Below are 20,494 nucleotides of genomic sequence, written 5' to 3'. Positions count from 1 at the left end.
GTCTGTTGCTGCCCCGGCGTCAGGCTTGCCGCAATGCCTCCGCCAACAGCCCCGCCAACGGCACACCATTGCTCGCATGCGTGACGCTGTCGCAACTCCAGACATTCCCAACCCCGACGCTGCGCAAGCGCTCCAGCGCATCCTCGACGAACAGCGCATGCGTCACCAATACCGACATCGACGCGGGCTGATGTGCCTGCAACAGTTGCGCCGCGACTTCCAGCGTGCGCCCGGAGCTGGCGACATCATCCACCAGCACCACGTTGCGCCCGCGCCAATCGCCTTCCGGCAGGGTGATGCGCACCTCCCGGTCGCCGAAACGCTGCTTGCGCGCGCACACGCAGTCCAACTGATGCAATCTGGCGATCGCCTCCACCCATTGCGCCGACTCCTCGTCCGGCCCGACCAGCAACGGGTTTTCCACTTTTCCGGCCAGAAACGCACCGATTGGCACGGTGGCCGTCAGATTGATGGCGTGCTCCAGCGGCACCGCTTCCGACAAATGGGAAATGCGGTGCAAATGCGCATCCACCGTGATCACCCGCTCGAACGACTGCGCCAGCAATTTGCCGATATGCTGCTGGCTGACCACTTCGCCAGGGTGGAATGCCTTGTCCTGGCGCATGTAACACAGGTAAGGCGCGACCAGCGTCAAGGTCTGCGCGCCCAGTTCGCGCGCGCCCGCCGCCGCCAGCAGCAGTTCCACCAGCTTGCCATTGGGGTGGTCAAGGCTGCGGCAAAAAATCACCTGCGCAGGCAGCGATTCGGGCAACAGCAAACGGCATTCCCCATCGGGAAAGCGGTGGACGCCCACCTCGGCCAGCGGCCAGTTGAGCCTGTCCGCCAACTGCTGCGCCTGCGGCAGGTAATCGGCAAACGTGAGTAACAAGGGTGTGTTGTTCATCATTAATTATTGTCCCAATTTAAAAGCCGCTGTTACGGGCGGCGATAGCGTAATTTCAAGGTAGACCGGCAATGCTTTCTACCAACGGAAGTATTTTTATTATGACATTGATGTTGCGCCTGCCCTACTGTTGTTTGGATTTACGGCAGGGTGACGGACAGATGCGCTCTGCAATACTGCCGTCAATTTCTGCATACAGGGGCTGGAAATGTCGGGGCGACACATTTTCATTTCACACGCAAGCGCTGATGATGCGTTCGTCTGATTGCGCATGTACCCGCCAATCCAGCACAGGACAACAAAAACTTCCTGCACAAGCTGCAAGCCATTCTTGCCGGGGAGCGGGATTTGGCTTTGGCGGAGGATGAAAGTTTGCAGTATCAGTCGGCGGCTGAGTTGGTGTTGTTGCTGGAGGGGTTGGGGGATTAAGAAACCATTAACCTCAGTTCGTTGTTTTCTCTGATATACTGGCCATCATGAAGCTATATCTTGACAACTGTTGTCTGAATAGGCCATTTGATGACCAGTCCGACCCGCGTATCCATCTGGAAGCCGAGGCGGTCAAAACCATCCTTTCGTTATGTGAAGAAGGGACCTGGGCGTTGGTCAGCAGTGACGTGCTGGCTTTTGAAATCAATAACGCGCCGGATATGCAACGTAGCCATATCCTGCAACTGATAGGCAAATTATCGGTCGAATCCATTCCCCTGACTGAGGCCATCCGCCAGCAGGCAAATGCCTACGCAGCCGCAGGCTTGCAGGCATTTGACGCCTTGCATTTGGCAAGCGCACTAGGAAAAGTGGATGTTTTCCTGACAACAGACGACAAGTTCCGCAAAAAAGCACAACAGATTCCGGGTTTGCTCCTCAAGGTAGTCAACCCGTTACCCTGGCTAGAAGAGGTATTACCATGAGCATCACCAGAACCTATCAAACCGAACAAGAAATCCAGCGGCAAGCACTCCAAGCCCTGCGCAATAGCCTTGGCGTAGTCGGGCTAATCCGCTTCATGCAGCAATACGACAAAGGCCACGGCAACTACACACTAGACCGCCAAGCGTGGCAGCAATCTTATTCCGTCGATAGCCTGTTTGCTGCCATCAAAGGATAGGGTTCTAACTCACCATCAACCGCGCCACAGATGGCGTTCAGTATAGCACGGCATTAGCCCGCCTCCCCCAGCACCACGTCCAAAAACGCCTGCCCGTACTGCTCCAGCTTGCGCTGCCCGATGCCGGGGATGCCGCGCATGGCCTCCAGCGTTTGCGGGCGTCCGTTGGCCATGTGCAGCAAGGTGGCGTCGTGGAAAATGATGTAGGGCGGCACGCCTTGTTCCTCGGCCAGCCGTTTGCGCAGGTTGCGCAATGCCTCGAACAGCGCCAACGCGGCGGCGGGCAGGGTGTCACGCTGCGCTACGGATTTAGCCGCCCGCTCCGTCCGGTTACGTTCCTGGCGGATGCGTTCGGGCTTCTGCTCCTTGCGCAAATGCAGTTCCGCCTCGCCCCGCAGCAGCGGACGGGATTTGTCGGTCAGGCGCAAGCCGCCATGGCCCTCCACATCCACGCTCAGATAGCCGAGCGCAATCAACTGGCGGAAAATATTGCGCCAATCCGCCTGCGAATGCCCCACACCAATGCCGTAAGTGGAAAGCTGGTCGTGGCCGAACTGGCGGATACGGTCATCCTCCTTGCCCAGCAACACGTCAACCACGTAATTGACGCCGAAGCGCTGCCCGGTGCGGTAGACGCAGGACAGCGCCTTTTGCGCGGCGGTTGACGCCTCCCACATTTCTGGCGGATGCTGACAATTGTCGCAGTTGCCACAGGGTTCGGGCGCGCTTTCGCCGAAATATTCCAGCAGCGCCTGACGGCGGCAGGCGGTCATTTCGCACAGGGCGAGCATGGCTTGCAGCTTGTGGTGTTCGACGCGCTTTTGCTGCTCGCTGGCGGTGGATTCCTGCATCATCTGCCGCAGCATGATCACATCCTGCAAGCCGTAAGCCATCCAAGCGTTGGAGGGCTGGCCGTCACGCCCGGCGCGCCCGGTTTCCTGGTAGTAGGCTTCGATGCTTTTGGGCAAGTTGAGGTGGGCGACGAAACGCACATCCGGCTTGTCGATGCCCATGCCGAAAGCAATGGTGGCGACGACAATCACGCCGTCTTCGCGCAGGAAACGTTGCTGGTGTTCGCGGCGGGTTTCCGCATTCATCCCGGCATGGTAAGGCAGTGCCACCCGGCCTTGCCCACTGAGCCAGGCGGCGGTCTCCTCCACCTTTTTGCGCGACAGGCAGTAGACGATCCCGGCGTCCTGCGGATGGTTGTCCTGCAAGAAACGCCACAATTGCTGGCGGGCGTTCTGCCCCTGCTGGATGGTGTAATGGATATTGGGGCGGTCGAAACTGTTGATGTAAATGTCGGCGTCTTGCAGGCGTAGCTGCTGGGTAATTTCCTGCCGGGTACGCTGATCCGCCGTAGCCGTCAGCGCAATGCGCGGGATGCCGGGGAAACGTTCCGCCAGCACTGACAACTGCTGGTATTCCGGGCGGAAATCATGCCCCCATTGCGACACGCAATGAGCTTCGTCGATGGCGAACAAGGCGATGCCGCCACCGCCGCGCAGGCGTTCCAGCAAGGAGAGCATCTTGTCGCTGAGGAGGCGTTCGGGCGCAACGTAGAGCAGGTCGAGAGCGCCAGCCAGCAGCTCGCGCTCCACCTGCGCCGCCGCGCCATAGTCCAGGGAAGAGTTGAGGAAAGCGGCGCGGATGCCGAGTTGTTGCAGGGCGTCGACCTGATCCTGCATCAGCGCGATCAGCGGGGAAACCACCACGCCCACGCCATCACGCGCCAACGCCGGAATCTGGTAGCACAGCGACTTGCCGCCGCCGGTCGGCATCAGCGCCAGCACATCGCGGCCTTGCAGCAGGGAGCCGATGATGTCCCGCTGGTTGAGGCGAAAATCGGCGTAGCCGTAGGTTTGCCTGAGAATGTCGTAAGCGCGTTGCATGGTTTCTTTATTTCATTATCACCCGGCCAGTCTATACAATTCCGGAGCTCACTTGCGGAATGACATGCGTCCAAACAAGCGGTCTTTCAACACGAACTGGTGATAGAAACCGGCCAGCACATGCAGGACAACCAGAAGCAACAGCAATTTGGTGAGGATGCCGTGCACAATCCGTGGCGGGTAGACAGAAAATGTTTCCGGCAGCGCGCCCTGCCCATTAAAGACAATCTCCGGCAGCCCGGCCATGATGGCGATGCCAATGCCGCTCAAGGCCGTCAGCAGGGCCAGGATATTCAAGGCGTAGTGGGCGGCGACGCCCAGTTTGTCCAGCATGGGGTTGCCGGTCGTTGCATGCGGCGGCTGCGGGCTGATGCGCCGCCAGACAATCCGCGCCAGCGTCAGCAGCAGGATGAGGCCGCCGAACAACATATGGCCCCGCAGGGCCGTCACTTTCGCCGGGTCGCTGTTGGGCGTCGCCTCCAGCACGAACATTCCCATGAGCAGGGAAAACACAATCAGGAGAGCCGTAAGCCAATGTAGTGCGACCTGCACATTGTTGTACTTTGAAATGTCAGACATAGCATAACCACCTATTTTCACTGTAAATTCAGGCAGAATAATAGCCGACTTCCCTTGACCCGTGTATAAAAAAGCATGACCCATATCCCCCTTTCCCTTTATATCCACATCCCCTGGTGCATCCGCAAATGCCCCTATTGCGACTTCAATTCGCACAACGCGCCCGCCAATGTGCCGGAACAGGCATACGTGCAGGCGCTGCTGGCCGACCTTGCCAGCGAATTGCCGCACATCTGGGGGCGCAGGCTGGAATCCATCTTCATCGGCGGCGGCACCCCCAGCCTGCTGGCGGCGGAAAGCATCGACGCGCTGCTCAATGGCGTCCGCGCCCTGCTGCCATTCCGCCCCAATATCGAAGTCACCCTGGAAGCCAACCCCGGCACCTTTGAGCAGGAAAAATTCCGGGGTTTCCGGGAAGCGGGCGTCAACCGCCTGTCAGTCGGCATCCAGAGCTTCAACCCGCAGCATTTGCAGGCATTGGGGCGGGTGCATGACCGGGGGGAAGCCTTGCGCGCCGCTGACATCGCCCGCGCCGCCGGTTTCGACAACTTCAACCTCGACCTGATGTTCGGCCTGCCGCAACAGACGCTAGAGGAAGCGCTACAGGACTTGCAACAGGCAGTGGCGCTCGCCCCCACCCACTTGTCGTGGTATCAGCTCACCCTTGAACCCAATACGCTGTTCCATAAACAGCCACCCCAGCTGCCAGATGACGATTTAATCGCAGAAATGCAGTTTGCAGGTCAACAATTAATCAAATTGTCATGTTATACTCAATACGAAGTTTCCGCCTATGCCAGACCGGGTTTCAAATGCAGGCATAACCGGAACTACTGGGAATTTGGTGACTATGCTGCTATAGGCGCTGGCGCGCACGGCAAAATAACAAATCCTGCTGAAGCCAACGTCATCCGCTATCACAAATACCGGCAACCTGCGGAATACATGCAGCAGGCCATGCAAGGCCGGGCGCGCGCCGGTGAGCAGACGCTTACCGCAGCGGATCTGGGCTTTGAATTCATGCTGAATGCTCTGCGCTTGCGGGAGGGCTTTTCCCCCAGCCTGTTTACCGAACGGACCGGTCTGTCGCCCAGCCACCTGGAGGCGGGGCTGGATCAGGCTGTACAGCGCGGTTTGCTGGATTTCAACGGCGACCTTATCCGCCCGACAGAAATCGGCTGGCAGTTCCTGAATGAGGTTATCCAACTCTTTCTGGAGGATTAGTCATCATGTCGCAGGCCCTAACCCACACCAATATCACCTGCCCTTACTGCTATTCAGAGTTTTCCACCGAAGTCGACATCACCGGCGGCAGCCAGGACTATTACGAAGACTGCCAGGTTTGCTGCAATCCGATTGAATTGTTCATCCACATTGATGATGAAGGGGAAATTGCCCGCATCGAAGTGCTGCCGGGCAATAGCTGACGCCGTGCGCCTATTGCTCCCTGGCTGCTTTGCCGGGGCCGGGGAGCAGGTGGGCGGCCTCGCGTTCAGGCATCCGCATAATGGGGTAATACAGCAGCCAGGATGCAAACAGCACCACCCAGCCTGACCACATCACATCGGAAAGGAAGTGCCCGCCCGCCGCCATCCGGGTCAGGCCAATCGTACAGCCAAACAGCAACGACAACAGCAGTGCCATTTTCGCCAGCGCCGGTTTGTGCCTGCGCAACAGGAACCAGAACGCGATGAAGGCGAACCCTACCGAGCTGTGCCCACTGGGAAAAGAACGCCCGTGGCCATTCGCCACAAAATAGCCCGGCGGCGCGTAGTGTTCCTGCCCGCCCAATTGTTCCACCTGCAAGGGGCGCGGCCTGCCCCAATGATCCTTGAACAAGCTGTTGACCAGCAGCCCCGGCCCGAGGATAAACACCAGCAGCACATACAGCGCGTACAAACGCAGCAGCCGCCAGCGCCGCAGCAATGTGCTCCCGATCAGCACCAGCAATGTCCCCACCAAAACGCCCGTCGCCACGACAGTGACACCATCGTAAAACAGCAGTTTCCACAAGGGAAAATCATCCAGCAACCAGTGTTTCGCTTCCCCTGTCGCCGGATCGTAGAAAAACCGCGCGATGGTCACATCCCAATTGGAAAACCAAAACACCACCGTGGAAGCCGCCACAATGTTGGACCACAACCAGGCGCGCGGGTATTTGTTCCAGAATTTCATGGCAGAGCCAAACCCTTGAATGTCCTGAGCAAGTAGACATTGTATTGCAGACGCCAGGATGGGTGAATATTGGCCTGAAGGCTGCCCACTGCTTGCAGGCTGGCGAAATAGCCCGGAATGTCAGCAGGCGGCCCGCCCTGCGTCACCAACAGGAAATCCTTGCCGGTCTTGTCCGCCAGCGTCGTCACTAGGTCGTAATGGTGGCGGAGCTGCTGATGCGGGTTCCAGCTGACCCCACGCAAACCTTGCGGACGGGCGTAATACACCAGTTCACTGAGCACATCACGGCCATCTGCAAGCAAGATGGCGTCCGGATACTGCTGCTGGATGGCCAAATATTGCCGCCCAATCATGTCCCAGCCTTTGAGGCGCTTGTGCAGGTCGGTATGGAGCAGATAATCCAGCGGTGCCGGATGGTAGGCCAGCAAACCCAGCAGAATATTCGCCGCCAGGGCGGTGGCGAACAGTTTCCCGTGTTCCTGCAACCACGCCGCCACCAGCAAAGTGGCCGCCACGTAAGCAGGCGCCGCCCAGTTGGCGTTGGCGCGGCCAAACAGCGCCTGCAAGGCAATGATCAACAGGAATGGCAACGTGAAGCTCAACAACAGGGCCTTATGCCGCATCCGCCCCCTGAGCATCGCCCAGCCCAACAGCGGCAACAGCAGGATGCCGAACATGCCGAATTGCCCACCGACAAATTCGCCCAGCTCATCCCAATGCAGCAAACTCCCGGCAGCGCCCGCCGCAATGTCGGCGGTATGCTGGAAGGTCGGGAAATGATGCCGCCAGTTCCACCACAGATTGGGCGCGAACACCAGCGCCGACACCAACACCGCCGCCCACGCCCTTGGGTTCAGGAGCACGCCAAAGCGCCGTGCAACCAGCACATACACCAGCGCGGACACAAAAAAAACGCCCATGGTGTACTTGCTCAACATGCCCAGCCCCAAGGCAACCCCTAGCAATAACCAATCGCCCCAAGCGTCGCTATCCAATGCGCGCACAAAAGCGTACAACGCCAACGTCCAGAAAAAAAACAGCGCCACATCGGTGGAAATCAGGGAGGAAGACAGGCTCACCGACGGCAGGGTGATGAACAGCAACGCTGCCAGCAACGCCACCCGCGCATCAAACAAGCGCCTGGCCAGCAAGAACAACGTCAACGTACTCAGCGGATAAAACAGCAGGCTGCCTGCACGCACGCAAAACTCGCTATCGCCGCACACGCTGGTGGTGGCGGCAATAATGGCGGCGATCATCGGCGGCTTGGAGTAGTACCCCCAATCCAGGGTTTGCGCCCAATACCAATACTGTGCCTCATCCACATACAAGTTCAGCCCGCCAGTCGCCACCACCCAAGCACGGTAAGCCGTAATAACCAGCAATCCCAGCAGCAAAATGGCCATCCCGCCAGCCTGCCGCCCTCGCCACTGTTCAAACATTTTGCCTGTCTTTCAATGGGATCATCCAACCGATCACCGCCCCCACCAGCGAGGAACCCAGCACGAACAGGTGCAGATTCACCGCGCCCATGGCCGCCTGCTTCACCTCAATGATACGTGACAGCGGAGCCAGCACACCGGCTTCATAGGTGCCGAAACCGCCCGGCGCATGGATAGGCAACACGCTGGTCAGCTCCCCTGTCACCACGCTGGTCAGCAACAGGTTCCCGCTCGCATCAGGCACGAATTGCCCCAACAACCAGGCCAGCGTCACCAGCTTCACCAGCCAGTTCGCCCAAGTCATCGCCCAGCTGCGCCAGAACGCCCCCCAGCTGTCCGGCAGGCCGTATAGGGCCTGCTGCATGACCTCGCTGAACTTGCCATCCTTGCCCGCAAGGCTGATTTCAATCCGGTTGCGCAGCACATACACCAAAATGGGCAGCAACATCCACACCAACAGCAACGGCCACGCGATCACCCGCAGCCGGGTCGCAATCAGCAAGGGGAACACCGCAAACGTCAGGATGGCGTGCAAATCCAGCGCCCGGAACCACAGCAGCGCCGACACCGAATGCGCATACGCCACGTTGAAATAACGCTTCATCAACACAGGGAAACTGATCTCGCCAGTACGGGCTGGCAGCAGGTTATTGAGCGCATTGTGTATCAGCATCAGCCGCCAGGTTTGCAGCCAGCGCCCGGTCAGGAATTGTGGGAAATAATCGTACATCCGCCATGCCCGCAAGGCGTAGCTCAACACCAGCAAGGCCAGCGCGATCAAGCCCTGCGCCCAACTGAACGCCAGCCATGGCTCCAGCACGCTTTTCCAGCCGATCCAGTATTCCACCCCTGCGACAAACAGGATCAGCACCAGCCACGAAAGCGCCACTTGCCAACGCTGGCCGGATGTATTGCTCTGTTCTGTCATCCTTTACCTGCTTTAACGTATAATCCAGCGCAGCATTGTAACCGAACCGGATAATGAATTAATGACAAATTATGCTGATAGCGTCAGTATCATCGTGCCGTTCTATAACGAGGAGGATAATGTCCTGCCCCTGGTGGAGCGGGTGACCCAAGCGTTGGAAAATATGGCCTATCCATGGGAAATGGTGCTGGTGGACGATGGCAGCTCCGACCACACGCTACAACGTTTGCACGAGGCTTCCACTAAATCCGGCAACCATATCCACGTGGTGGAATTACAGCGTAATTTTGGCCAGACCGCCGCCATGCAGGCAGGCATTGACCAATCGCGCGGCTCCCTGCTGGTGACGCTGGACGGCGACCTGCAAAACGACCCCAACGACATCCCCGCCATGTTGCAGGAATTACAGGAACGCGACCTGGATTTGCTGGTCGGCTGGCGCAAAAACCGCAAGGACACGCTGGTGCTGCGCAAGATCCCTTCCCGCATCGCCAACCGCCTGATCCGCAAGGTCACCGGCGTTTACCTGCACGACTATGGCTGTAGCCTCAAGGTCTACCGTGCTTCGGTGATGGAAAAGGTGCGGCTGTATGGTGAAATGCACCGTTTCATCCCAGCCTGGGTCGCCACCGCCGTGCCGCCGTCCCGCATCGGCGAACGGGTGGTCAACCACAATGAACGCCTCAGCGGGGAATCCAAATACGGCATTTCACGCACTTTCCGGGTGATCATCGACCTGTTGTTCATGTGGTTCTTCATGCGTTTCCGGGCGCGCCCCGGACACCTGTTCGGCACCATCGGGCTGGCGTTCGGGCTGATCGGCTCGTTGATCCTGAGCTGGCTGGGCATGGACAAATTCATCCTCGGCCATGACATCGGCGGCAGGCCGCTGCTGCTGGCGGGGGTCATGCTGATGATCACCTCCATCCAGTTCCTGACCACCGGCATTATTGCGGAACTGCTGGCGCGGGTTTACTTTGAATCCTCCAGCCGCAACGCCTACGTCATCCGTGCGCCAAGGGAAGACAACGCGGCGCATGGCTGGAAGCAGTCCACCTGATGCGTGCCGCCGCCGGGCTGCGCCACTGGCTGTTGCAAAGCGGCGATGGTTTCCTGCTGCCACTGGTGTTGCTCGCCTTTTTCTGGCAATTGGGGGCACCCGCCCTGTTCGACCTGGATGAAGGCGCCTTCAGCGCGGCGACCTGGGAAATGCTCCAGCGCCACGATTTCATCACCACCTTCCTCAACGGCGAACCACGCTTTGACAAGCCGATCCTGATTTACTGGCTACAGGCGTTGAGCGTGACGGCGTTCGGCCTGCACGAATGGAGCCTGCGGCTACCGTCAGCACTGGCGGCGAGCGCCTGGGTCATGGCGACATACTATTTCGCCAAGCCGCGCATGCCCCGGCGCAACGCCATCCTCGCCGCCGTGATGGTGGCCACTTCCGCCATGATCGTGCTCATCGGGCGGGCAGCGATCGCCGACGCCCTGCTGGATCTGCTGATTGCGCTTGCCCTGTTCGACATCTGGCGTTATTGGGAACAGCCTACCCGCATGCTGTTGTTCCGGGTCTTTTTCTGGCTGGGGCTGGGGTTCCTGTGCAAGGGGCCGGTGGCGGTCGCCATTCCCCTGGTGGCCAGCGCATTCCTGTATGTCAGCAACGGCCAGTGGAAAAGCTGGCTGCAAACCGTTTTCAGCCCATTCGGGCTGACGGTGTTCCTGGCGGTGGCGGCACCTTGGTACATCCTGGAATACCTGGCGCAAGGGCAGGCGTTTATCGACGGCTTTTTCTTCAAGCACAATGTCAGCCGTTTTTCCGACACGATGGAAGGTCATGGCGGGCAACTCTGGTATTACCTTGTCGCGCTGCCCTTCATGTTGCTGCCGTTCAGCGGCTTGCTGATCCCGCTGTTTTCCTCCCTGCTGCGCAAGGGAAAGCCGCCAGCCGCAACAGCGACGGAGTTGGCGGCGGCGCAGTTCAGCCGCTTTCTGTGGTTCTGGTTCCTGTTTGTGTTCGTATTCTTTTCCTTGTCCAGCACCCAACTGCCGCATTACCTGCTGTACGGCGCAACGCCTTTGCTGCTGCTGCTGGCGAAACACTGCGGGGAAAACCCCAACCGCTGGCTGGCGTTGGTGCCCGCCATCCTGATCGCTGGCGTCCTGCTGTTCCTGCCGGAATTGTTGGCATACGCCGTTGCGCAAAACCCTGCGCCCTATTTCCAGGGCCTGCTGGCGCAGTTCCAGACAATCACGGGAGCCTATTACCGCCCGGCGACGGCCATTTACCTGCTGGCGCTGTTGGCGCTGCTGCTGTGGCCGAAAACGCCAAACCATTTGCGCCTGATAGGGGCCGCCATCCTGCAAACGCTGTTCCTCAGCAGCATCCTGATTCCAGTGGCGGGCTACACCCAGCAAGCGGCGGTGAAAGATGCGGCACGCTTCGCCAACAGCAATCTCAGCGGCTCCACCATCGTCATGGATGGGGTCAACATGCCGAGCTTCACCGTTTACCGTGAGGCCATTACGCCACGGCGCGCGCCAGCGGTAGGGGAATATGCCTTCTCAAAAGAAGGCCATCTGCAACCGGCGGAAAATTACATCGTCGTGTTCAAGCGCGGCGGGCTGGTGCTGGCCAAGCGGGTGAAAGCGCCATGAGGGATGAACTGGAAACCATCGGCGTGCCCGTATTGCTGATGCTGCTATTGGCCGCCACCATCGGGGGGTTCGGCCTCAATACCGCCCTGTTCCTGCACCTGCAACAATGGTTTGCGCTATGGCCGGATGCCGTTTGGGAAAACATCACGCTGCTGGGCGATGCGCTGGCGTCGCTGGCCCTGTTGGGGCTGCTGGCCTTCCGCCACCCGCAATTGCTGCCAACCGGGTTGCTGGCGGGGCTGGTCGCCACCCTGCTTACCCGCAGCCTGAAACCCCTGCTGGCGATGGAGAGGCCGCTGGCGGTCTTGGGCCAACAAGTGCATGTCGCCGGAATTGAGCTGCAAACGTTCAGCTTCCCTTCCGGGCACACCACCGCTGCGTTTGTGGTGGCGGGCGTCTACGCGCTGGTGTTGCAGCGGGGACGCCTGACCGCCCTGCTCTACTGCGCCGCCTTGCTGGTCGGTTGCAGCCGGATCGCGGTCGGCGCGCATTGGCCGATGGATGTCGCCGCTGGCGCTGCTTGCGGCTGGTTTTCAGCTTGGGTGGGGTGGAAGCTGGCGAACCACTGGCGCTGGCCTGCCACATCTGGTGGGCAACAAACGCTGGCGGGGTTATTTTTGCTGTTTGCCTTACTGCTGTTTTGGCTGGATAGCGGCTATCCGCAGGCGTTCTGGCTGCAAATGGCGATCGCGGCGGCTTCAGCCGGTTCCTGTATCGCCGCCCTCCGCCTGAGATGGCGCAAACCCGCACCCAGGCCGACACCATGATCATCAACCGCTACCTGTTCAAGGAAATCGCCCTCAGCTTCATCGCCACCCTGCTGGTGCTGACGCTGATCATTGTCGGCAACACGTTCGTGCGCCTGCTGGCGGATGCGAGCACCGGCAACTTGCCCGCTGACCTGGTCGGCAGCCTGTTGTGGTTCGGTTCGCTGAAACAATTGATCCGTCTGGTGCCGGTGGCGTTGCTGATCGGCATGATGCTGGCGTTCAGCCGCCTGTACCGGGATTCGGAAATGGCGGCGTTACGGGCGGCAGGTGTCGCGCCGCGCCATTTTTACCGCGCCATTTTCAGTTTCGTGCTGCCCTTGACCCTGTTGCTGGGCGTGCTGGTCATCTTTGTGTCGCCGTGGCTGGAAGCCAGCAACCTGGAGCTGCGCCGCGAAATCAATGAGCGTCCGGAAGCGGCTGGCATCCCGCCTGGTGAGTTCGTCAGTTCCGGCACGGAGGAACGCAATTACACGGCATTGGCAGAAAGCATTGACCCCAGCCACACGGTGATGGAGCGCTTTTTCATCCGCGCCAAAGCTGGCGGGAAGGAAATTGTCATCTGGGCAAAGTCTGCGGTGCTGTTCATCGATTCCGGCACCGGGGAGCGGGTATTGCAGATCAGTGACGGCTACCGTTACGAATCTGACCCGGAAAAGGGCGGCATGACCATCATCCGCTTCGGTGAACACGGCATCCGCATCCCCTTGCGCAGTTTTCAGGGCGGCGACAGCTTGGCGGCAGTCCCGATCCAACAATTGTTGCAACAGACCGACCCGGCTTCCCGCGCCGAACTGCAATGGCGGATCGCTGTCATCCTGTCAGCCCCCCTGCTGGCGTTGCTGGCTTTCCCGCTCAGTTACACCGCCCCCCGGCAAGGGCGTTACAGCAAAATTGCGGTCGCCATCCTGATCTACGCCGTCTACGCCAGCGTCCTGGCGACGGTGCGCGGCATGATGGATCGGGGCGGTTTCCCCATCCTTCCCGGATTGTGGTGGATACATTTGGCGGTGCTTGGCCTCAGCTTCTGGTTGTTGCGCAAATATTATGGAAAACCGGCATGAACATCCTGGAGCGTTACATCTGGAAAAGCGTCCTGTCCAGTATCCTGGTCACTTGGCTGGCGCTGCTGCTGCTTGACAGGTTTTTCGCCTTTTTGGGGGAACTCGGCGACACCAGCCCTGACACCCACTACGGGAGCTTGCAGGCGTTCTATTACATCGTGATGGGTGTGCCCAAATTCCTGTACGACTACTTCCCCACCGCCACCCTGATTGGCAGCCTGTTGGGGTTGGGCAATCTGGCCGCCAACAGCGAATTGACGGCGATGCGGGCGGCGGGCGTTTCCATCCGCCAAATCGTGCTGATGACGCTGAAACTGGGGCTGGCGCTGGTGATGCTGGTGTTTGTGCTGGGGGAATGGGTGGCACCCCGCACCGAGCTGGCCGCCAACAATTTCAAATTACAGATGCAACAAAAACAGCTTGCCGTCAGCGACCAAGGCGTTTGGGTCAAGGACGGCGACCGCATCCTCAATATCGCCAAATTATGGTCGGAAAAAAAGCTTGAGGGCATTTCTGTTTATACGGTCAACCCCGCCGAGGGGCGCATTGAAAACATCACGCATGCTGACAGTGCTGAACGGGATGCGGAGGGTTGGCTACTGCATGGCGTCAACCACAGGATCATCCGCCCGGATGGCATCCAACAAACCAAGCTTGCAACAGAGCATGCGGACAACCTGCTTCCTGAACAAGTCCTCACCATTGCTGCGGTCAAGCCCAACCAGTTGGCGGCGCGGGAACTGGCTGAGTTCATCCAACACCAGCGCGAAAACGACTTGAACAGCGACCGTTTCGAACAAGCTTTCTGGCAACATTTCACCACGCCACTGTCGACCCTGGTGATGCTGATCATTGCGGCCCCGTTTGTCTTCAGCTTCCAACGCAATGCCGGGGCAGGCCAGCGGATCTTTATCGGCATCATCATCGGCATCGCCTTCTTCCTGTTTAGCCGCATCCTTGGCAATGTAGGCATTGTCTATGGCATCCCGCCCTTGTTGTCCGCCACGCTGCCTTTGCTGGTCTTTTTGGCTGGAGGAACATGGATGTTGTGGCGGGTGCGCTAAGGCACAAGCGGACGCCCAGGGGCTTGTTGCGCCGCGCCAACATGCTTGTTTACTGAGCAATTCAACTGCTGTTATCATTTCATAAAATTAACTATTAAATGACTGCGGGGGCTTATCCATGTCATCACAAGCTTTGCTTCGCCTTACCCTTTATGTTTTCGCTGGCATCGGCGTGTTTTCCGTGCTGGCCAACCTGATCAACGGATTCGGCTTTTTGCAGACGCTGGCAGGCGTGGCGATGGCTTCGGCGTTGGCGCTGTTTTACAAAATCGGGCGGGATGACGGCAAAAATGACTGCCTGTTGAATTACAACCCCAAAGCGCAACAACCTGACAAGCAGCCGTCAGCACGGCAGCCTCAAGAGCCAAGCCTGTAAGTTGGAAGATGGCGGAAGGGAAAGAGGAGCTTCAAAAAAAATTGCCCGCCAAGAGAGCGGGCAATGGAGGATAAGTGAGCCGGGTAGCTAGAGAGAGGAGAGGAGGAGTTACACCCCGGCCCACTGCCGACTAAACTTTTTTACAATTAGGCGTCTTTGGCTTTGGCAGCAGCTTTCTTGGTGACTTCGACGGTTTTTTCAGCTGCTTCTTTGGTCATTTCAACCACTTCAGCAGTGGCTTTTTCGACTGCTTCAGTAGTTTTTTCAACCGCAGCAGTGGCAGCTTTCTTACCGGCTTCTACAGCCTGTTCAGCTTTTTCCTGAGTGTACTTGGCGGCTTCTTCCATGATGGCGGTCAGTTCGTCACGCACAGAAGTCAGCATTTCAGTGGCTTCACGCATGTTGGCAACCCATTTTTCGCCACAAGCGCGGGTCACTTCCTGTTGCAGGGCAGTCAGTTCGTTCAGGTCTTTCACCTTGGTGGCCGCTTCTGCATTCTTGGTGCCCATTTCAACGCAGGACTTAACCAGTTCTGCCTGTTTGGTCGCCAGAGTTTCGAAGGTTTTCAGGTTCAGGTCGCCGATCTTTTTGGCAGAAGCCAGGGCGCTGTCGCTGAATTGCTTCATGATGTTCATCATTTCGTTCTGCATAATCAATCTCCTAGTGTTGCGGTATCTCTTGTGCTTTGCAGCATTTGATGCAGTGCACAATAACGCCTTCAGAAAATGCTGTCAACAACTTTTTTGCTGCAATGCACAAAAAACTCGGGATGACATAATTTTCATGCCTTTTTGCCGACCCGAGGGGGATCAGGCATACTGGCGGCCTCATTCTTGCATAGTTTCATGACCTGCACGTTATCGCCGTGCATGACCCTTGCCACCCCACAAACAGTAGAGCGCCATGACAAACAAGCCATTCGACGTTGCCAAACTACAGGAAAATATCCGTCAGTTCGGGGAACTGCTGGGAGAAATCATTCGTGAACAGGAAGGTGAAGCCGTTTACGAAACCGTGGAAAAACTGCGCCGTGGCTACATCGGCCTGCGCAAAAGCAATGACCCCGCCCTGCGCCAGGAGCTGATGACCTTCATCGACAGCCTGGATGTGGACATGCTGGAACAGGTTATCCGCGCCTTCAACACGTTCTACATCCTCAACAATATCGTTGAGGAAGATTTCCAGCACCGGGAGCGCCGCCGCCAGATCCAGCACGGCGACAGCCAGTTGTGGAAGGGTTCCGTCCGGCGCACCATTCTGGAGCTGGCGGAGGATGGGGTGACGGCGGCAGAGCTGCAATCCCTGCTCGACCAGATGCGCTACACGCCGGTTTTTACAGCACATCCGACCGAAGCGCGCCGCCGCACCATGATGGAAATCCAGCGCCGCATTTTCCTCGTGATTGACCAGCTCGACATCAACCAAGACCCGAGCGAACGCGAATCCCTGCTGCGGCACCTGAAAGCCCAGATCCAGCTGATGTGGCGCACCAACGAAGTCCGCACCCGCAAGCCGACGGTGGAGGATGAAATCCGCTACGGCCTCTACTACTTCCGCGAATCGCTGTTTGACGCCATCCCGATGGTTTACCGCTATTTCGAACGCGCCGCCCGCATCGCCTATGGCGAACATGCCGTCAGCGTGCCCAGCTTCCTGCGCTTCGGCTCCTGGATCGGCGGCGACCGCGACGGCAACCCGTTCGTCACCCCGGCGCTGACCCGCCAAGCCATCCGCATGCAGATGCAGATGGCGCTGGAGGAATACGCCCGCCGCGTGCGGGAATTGCGCTCCGTGCTGTCGCATTCCACCCAGTTCATCACCCCGACGGAAGCCTTCAGCGCCTACCTGCGCAGTGAAGACCAGCGCATGGGGCTGGGCGAGGTCGTGTTCCATTACGCCAAGGAAAGCTTCAGGGAAGAGCCTTACCGCCGCCTACTCAGCATCATCCACCACAAATTGCAGGAAACCCTGAACATGGTGAATGCGCGGCTGGCGGGCAGGGCCATTTACCCCTCCGCATTCGCCTATGCCGACATCGCGGACTTCATCCACGAGCTGTACCTGATCCGCGATTCCCTGCGCAGCCACAACGACCACGTCATCGCCGGGCGGGAGCTGAAAGACCTGATCCGGCTGGCGGAAACCTGCGGCTTCGGCCTGTACAAGCTCGACATCCGCCAGGAATCCACCATCCACAGCGAAACCGTCGCCGAACTGCTGCAACTGTCCGACCTGTGCGGCAACTACTTGGAACTGCCGGAAAGCGAGCGCATGGAGATGCTGGCCGAACTGATCCAGCGCCCACGCCTGCCGTTGCCGCACCGCCCCAAACTGAGCGAACGCACCGCCGAGACGCTGGAAGTGTTCGACAGCATGGTGGAAATGCGCAGCGAAGCCGGTTCCGGCATCTTCGGTGCCTACGTCATCTCCATGACCCACACCGCCAGCCATGTGCTGGAAGTGATGCTGCTGGCGCGTATGGCCGGGCTGATCGGCTACGGTGCAGACCGCAAGCTGTTCTGCCACATCCTGGTTTCCCCGCTGTTTGAAACCATCGAAGACCTCAAGCACATCACCAGCGTGCTGACCAGCCTGCTGGAAAATGAAACCTACCGTGAACTGCTGGCCGCTTCCGGCAATATGCAGGAAGTCATGCTCGGCTATTCCGACTCGTGCAAGGACGGCGGCATCCTCGCCTCCAACTGGAACCTGTACAACGCGCAGAAGGAAGTCATTTCCCTGACCGACCAATACGGCGTCCGCTGCCGCCTGTTCCACGGGCGCGGCGGCACGGTTGGCCGGGGCGGCGGCCCAACCCACGAAGCCATCATTGCCCAACCGCCCGACACCGTGCAGGGACAGATCAAGTTCACCGAGCAGGGGGAAGTCCTCGCGACCAAATACAGCAACGTGGAAACGGCGGTCTACGAATTGGGTGTCGGTGCCACCGGCCTGCTGAAAGCCAGCCGTGGCCTGCTGAAAAAGCGCGGCTCTTACCCGGCGGAATTCCTCCAGGCCATGAACGGCATCGCCGCCATCGGCGAAAACAGTTACCGCCAATTGACTGACTGGACGCCGGGGCTGATGGATTATTTCTACGAAGCCACGCCAGTGCAGGAAATCGCCCTGTTGAACATCGGCTCGCGCCCGTCGCACCGCAAGAAAACCGTGCGCGACAAAAGCTCCATCCGCGCCATTCCGTGGGTGTTCGGCTGGGCGCAATCCCGCCATACCCTGCCCGCCTGGTACGGCATCGGCACAGCGTTGTCGCAATTCCGCGCCGCCAGCCCCGGCAATGGCGAATTGCTGGAACGCATGTACCAGGAATGGCCCGCCTTCCGCTCCCTGCTCAGTAACGTCCAGATGTCGCTGTACAAGGCGGAAATGGCGACCGCCCAGGAGTATTCCGAACTGGCGGGCGACCAGACGAGCGCGCAGCAAATCTTCGCCGACATCCGCGCCGAACACGCACTGACGACCCGTGAAGTGCTCAAAACCGCGCAACTGGAGCACCTGATGGATGAAACCCCGCTGCTGCAATATTCGCTGCAACGGCGCGACCCGTATCTGGACCCGCTCAACCACATCCAAATCACCCTGATCCGCCGCCACCGCCGCTATGTTGCGGAAACCGGCAGCACCGATTCCTCATGGCTATCCGTGTTGTTGCGCACCATCAACGCCATCGCCGCCGGTATGCGCAATACCGGCTAGGCGAAACGGGACTGCCATTGGCAAACAAAAAAGGCCGCTGATGCGGCCTTTTTTGTTGACGCCTGACGCGCCTGCTTATGCGTTATGCGCTGAAGGAAGAACCGCAGCCGCAAGTGGTGGTCGCATTCGGGTTGCGGATGACGAACTGCGCGCCCTCCAGACCTTCCGTGTAATCGATCTCGGCGCCCACCATATATTGGAAGCTCATCGGATCAATCAGCAGGGTCACGCCGCCGTTTTCCACCGCAGTGTCGTCGTCATTCACATTTTCATCAAAGGTGAAGCCGTACTGGAAACCGGAACAACCGCCGCCCTGCACGAACACGCGCAGTTTCAGGTTGTCGTTGCCTTCATCCATAATCAGCGCCCGCACTTTGGCCGCCGCTGCATCTGTAAACATCAATGGGGCAGGAATTGCTGTTTCAACCGTCATGTATCTGTCTCCTGAACTAAAACCTATGGGTCACGTTAACATCACCACCACAGCAGGGCAAAATGCCCTTATTCACTGGCGGAAGAAACCGACGGGGGAGGCGCAAAACTGCCGGTTTCCGGTTTTTGGCGCACCAGCTTGCCGTTGACTTCCGCACCAACCGCCATTTCCAACAGGTTGTAATAAACATCGCCGCAAATGCGCGCCTTTTCAAACAGCTCGACTTTACCGCTGGCGAAGACATCGCCATCAATCATGCCGTTCAACACCATGCTGGGCACGCGCACTTCCCCTTGGATATGGCCATCTTCGCTCAGGATCAAGGTGGCGTCGTCACCGTCAGCCGCCAGGTTGCCCTTGATGACGCCTTCCACATGCAAACCACCGGAAAAACGCAAGTCGCCGTCAATGGTTGTACCTTTGCCAATCAGGGTGTCGACCTGCGCCCGACGGATCTTCTGGTCATTGTGACCCGCATTATTGGCAGGGCTGCTGCTACCGGTACTCTTGGCGGATTTACCGAACATGTTTGCTTACTCCTTATTCGTAGTCGTAGATACTGTTAACTCAGCCGCCTTGGATGCAGAACCGGCTTTACTGAACGAGGCCCAGTTATAGCTTTTGGTCAGACGGTCAGGGGCATCGCCTGATTCAGGACTGACCCTGACTTTCACGGACACCGGCACAAAGTCTTTCGGGAACAACAGGCTGCCCTCCAGGCTTTGATAATGCTTGACATCAAAATCCGTCAGTGTTTTTTCATCCTTGGGAGTGACGTCTTTTTGGGTTACGGTCACTTCCTTGCCATCCTGTTTGCCCGTGACGGTAATGGAGAAGCTGCCTTTCACAGAGGCATCCCCCCCACGGATATTGGCCATGACCAAGTGATACTGATAGAGATGGCCACCGTTCACTTTATTGCCATCACTGTCAATCAAACGTTCCTTGACGCTGAAATGCTGGATATTCAGCCCCTCCTCCAGTCCTTCGGGAGAGAGAATTTCCTCATACAACGCCAACTTGTCACGCTGACCCGCAAGATCCGCTTCAGCAGCGGCAAATTTTTTGGTCAGCTCATCGTTGGCTGCACGCTGAACCTCCTGTTCACGTTTGGCGGACGCCAACTGATCTTCAAGATTGCGAATTGAGGCGGCCTGTTTTTCAATCAACTTCTCTTGCTCATCCATTTTGCCGCGCAAAGTCAGCGCATGCACCCCAGATGAATCGGCAGATGTCAAGTATCCGCTGAAAAACAGCCATACCAACAACACCAACAATAACAGCCCTGCCCCTCCTAAAATATACCAACAAAAGTTGCGCTTACCGCCACAACTCGGGCGCACCTGTACAGTTCCCCGGTTTTCAAATATGTATTCAAGACTCATGC

Annotated in this window: 21 protein-coding genes; 11 read left to right on the top strand and 10 right to left on the bottom strand. The window is 58.4% G+C overall.

Annotation, left to right across the window (positions count from 1 at the left end; translation table 11 throughout):
- Positions 1-19 precede the first annotated feature (19 nt).
- Positions 20-907, bottom strand: coding sequence for a ribose-phosphate diphosphokinase (locus VSS37_RS09470; RefSeq protein ID WP_324694652.1), 888 nt, complete (start codon positions 905-907; stop codon positions 20-22).
- Positions 908-1,380: 473 nt separating this feature from the next.
- On the opposite strand from VSS37_RS09470, the gene VSS37_RS09465 reads away from it, so the two are divergent.
- Entirely contained in the window at positions 1,381-1,818 is a 438-nt protein-coding gene (locus tag VSS37_RS09465) for a type II toxin-antitoxin system VapC family toxin (RefSeq protein ID WP_324694650.1), read from the top strand.
- On the top strand, positions 1,815-2,015 hold the full coding sequence (locus VSS37_RS09460) for a hypothetical protein (protein ID WP_301014392.1): 201 nt from the start codon (positions 1,815-1,817) through the stop codon (positions 2,013-2,015). The genes VSS37_RS09465 and VSS37_RS09460 overlap by 4 nt, the downstream gene beginning before the upstream one ends.
- Positions 2,016-2,068: 53 nt before the next feature.
- Here VSS37_RS09460 and recQ read toward each other — a convergent pair whose 3' ends face one another.
- Positions 2,069-3,907 (bottom strand): DNA helicase RecQ, encoded by a 1,839-nt coding sequence (gene recQ, locus VSS37_RS09455; protein ID WP_324694647.1) that lies wholly within the window; start codon positions 3,905-3,907, stop codon positions 2,069-2,071.
- A gap of 48 nt (positions 3,908-3,955) precedes the next feature.
- Positions 3,956-4,486 (bottom strand): cytochrome b, encoded by a 531-nt coding sequence (locus VSS37_RS09450; protein ID WP_324694645.1) that lies wholly within the window; start codon positions 4,484-4,486, stop codon positions 3,956-3,958.
- Positions 4,487-4,561: 75 nt separating this feature from the next.
- On the opposite strand from VSS37_RS09450, the gene hemW reads away from it, so the two are divergent.
- Together hemW and VSS37_RS09440 are read left to right on the top strand one after the other, a co-directional pair.
- Positions 4,562-5,710, top strand: a complete 1,149-nt coding sequence (gene hemW / locus VSS37_RS09445; protein WP_324694643.1) for a radical SAM family heme chaperone HemW — start codon at positions 4,562-4,564, stop codon at positions 5,708-5,710.
- Between the two features lie 5 nt (positions 5,711-5,715).
- Entirely contained in the window at positions 5,716-5,913 is a 198-nt protein-coding gene (locus VSS37_RS09440) for a CPXCG motif-containing cysteine-rich protein (RefSeq protein WP_324694641.1), read from the top strand.
- A 10-nt stretch (positions 5,914-5,923) separates the two neighbouring features.
- Here VSS37_RS09440 and VSS37_RS09435 read toward each other — a convergent pair whose 3' ends face one another.
- The 3 genes from VSS37_RS09435 to VSS37_RS09425 are packed head-to-tail and all read right to left on the bottom strand — an operon-like array spanning position 5,924 to position 9,031.
- The gene (locus VSS37_RS09435; RefSeq protein WP_324694639.1) at positions 5,924-6,661 is read right to left on the bottom strand and encodes a phosphatase PAP2 family protein; all 738 of its coding nucleotides are present in this window, start codon (positions 6,659-6,661) and stop codon (positions 5,924-5,926) included.
- Positions 6,658-8,103 carry an ArnT family glycosyltransferase gene (locus VSS37_RS09430; RefSeq protein ID WP_324694637.1) on the bottom strand — a complete coding sequence of 482 codons (1,446 nt, stop codon included), beginning with the start codon at positions 8,101-8,103 and terminating at the stop codon, positions 6,658-6,660. The genes VSS37_RS09435 and VSS37_RS09430 overlap by 4 nt, the downstream gene beginning before the upstream one ends.
- Complete coding sequence (locus VSS37_RS09425) at positions 8,096-9,031, bottom strand: lysylphosphatidylglycerol synthase domain-containing protein (protein ID WP_324694635.1); 936 nt, start codon at positions 9,029-9,031, stop codon at positions 8,096-8,098. The genes VSS37_RS09430 and VSS37_RS09425 overlap by 8 nt, the downstream gene beginning before the upstream one ends.
- A gap of 61 nt (positions 9,032-9,092) precedes the next feature.
- Here VSS37_RS09425 and VSS37_RS09420 point away from each other — a divergent pair, with 61 nt between their 5' ends.
- The 6 genes from VSS37_RS09420 (at position 9,093) to VSS37_RS09395 (ending at position 14,960) form a co-directional block, all read left to right on the top strand.
- Positions 9,093-10,091 carry a glycosyltransferase family 2 protein gene (locus VSS37_RS09420; protein WP_324694634.1) on the top strand — a complete coding sequence of 333 codons (999 nt, stop codon included), beginning with the start codon at positions 9,093-9,095 and terminating at the stop codon, positions 10,089-10,091.
- Positions 10,091-11,689, top strand: coding sequence for an ArnT family glycosyltransferase (locus VSS37_RS09415; protein ID WP_324694632.1), 1,599 nt, complete (start codon positions 10,091-10,093; stop codon positions 11,687-11,689). Before VSS37_RS09420 ends, VSS37_RS09415 begins: the two co-directional genes overlap by 1 nt.
- Positions 11,686-12,456, top strand: a complete 771-nt coding sequence (locus VSS37_RS09410) for a phosphatase PAP2 family protein (RefSeq protein WP_324694630.1) — start codon at positions 11,686-11,688, stop codon at positions 12,454-12,456. The genes VSS37_RS09415 and VSS37_RS09410 overlap by 4 nt, the downstream gene beginning before the upstream one ends.
- Positions 12,423-13,520 (top strand): LPS export ABC transporter permease LptF, encoded by a 1,098-nt coding sequence (gene lptF, locus VSS37_RS09405; RefSeq protein ID WP_324694629.1) that lies wholly within the window; start codon positions 12,423-12,425, stop codon positions 13,518-13,520. Before VSS37_RS09410 ends, lptF begins: the two co-directional genes overlap by 34 nt.
- The gene (lptG, locus tag VSS37_RS09400; RefSeq protein ID WP_324694627.1) at positions 13,517-14,584 is read left to right on the top strand and encodes an LPS export ABC transporter permease LptG; all 1,068 of its coding nucleotides are present in this window, start codon (positions 13,517-13,519) and stop codon (positions 14,582-14,584) included. The genes lptF and lptG overlap by 4 nt, the downstream gene beginning before the upstream one ends.
- 118 nt (positions 14,585-14,702) lie before the next feature.
- Positions 14,703-14,960, top strand: coding sequence for a hypothetical protein (locus tag VSS37_RS09395; RefSeq protein ID WP_324694625.1), 258 nt, complete (start codon positions 14,703-14,705; stop codon positions 14,958-14,960).
- A 146-nt stretch (positions 14,961-15,106) separates the two neighbouring features.
- Here VSS37_RS09395 and VSS37_RS09390 read toward each other — a convergent pair whose 3' ends face one another.
- Entirely contained in the window at positions 15,107-15,610 is a 504-nt protein-coding gene (locus VSS37_RS09390) for a phasin family protein (RefSeq protein WP_324694623.1), read from the bottom strand.
- 253 nt (positions 15,611-15,863) lie between these two features.
- Between VSS37_RS09390 and ppc the strand changes: the two genes are divergently transcribed.
- The gene (gene ppc / locus VSS37_RS09385; protein WP_375339137.1) at positions 15,864-18,674 is read left to right on the top strand and encodes a phosphoenolpyruvate carboxylase; all 2,811 of its coding nucleotides are present in this window, start codon (positions 15,864-15,866) and stop codon (positions 18,672-18,674) included.
- Between the two features lie 82 nt (positions 18,675-18,756).
- Here ppc and erpA read toward each other — a convergent pair whose 3' ends face one another.
- From erpA to VSS37_RS09370, 3 genes are all read right to left on the bottom strand, one after another.
- Positions 18,757-19,107, bottom strand: coding sequence for an iron-sulfur cluster insertion protein ErpA (gene erpA / locus VSS37_RS09380; protein ID WP_324694621.1), 351 nt, complete (start codon positions 19,105-19,107; stop codon positions 18,757-18,759).
- A 68-nt stretch (positions 19,108-19,175) separates the two neighbouring features.
- Positions 19,176-19,634: a bactofilin family protein gene (locus VSS37_RS09375; protein ID WP_324694619.1), complete on the bottom strand. Its 459-nt coding sequence runs from the start codon at positions 19,632-19,634 to the stop codon at positions 19,176-19,178.
- Positions 19,635-19,640: 6 nt separating this feature from the next.
- Complete coding sequence (locus VSS37_RS09370; RefSeq protein ID WP_324694617.1) at positions 19,641-20,492, bottom strand: DUF6776 family protein; 852 nt, start codon at positions 20,490-20,492, stop codon at positions 19,641-19,643.
- Positions 20,493-20,494: the final 2 nt, after the last annotated feature.

Origin of the sequence: Candidatus Thiothrix phosphatis (genome assembly GCF_035668035.1) — a bacterium.
GTDB classification, from domain to species: Bacteria; Pseudomonadota; Gammaproteobacteria; order Thiotrichales; family Thiotrichaceae; genus Thiothrix; species Thiothrix phosphatis.
Note: the sequence above shows the minus strand (reverse complement) of the source record. Positions and strands in the feature narration are given on the sequence as shown.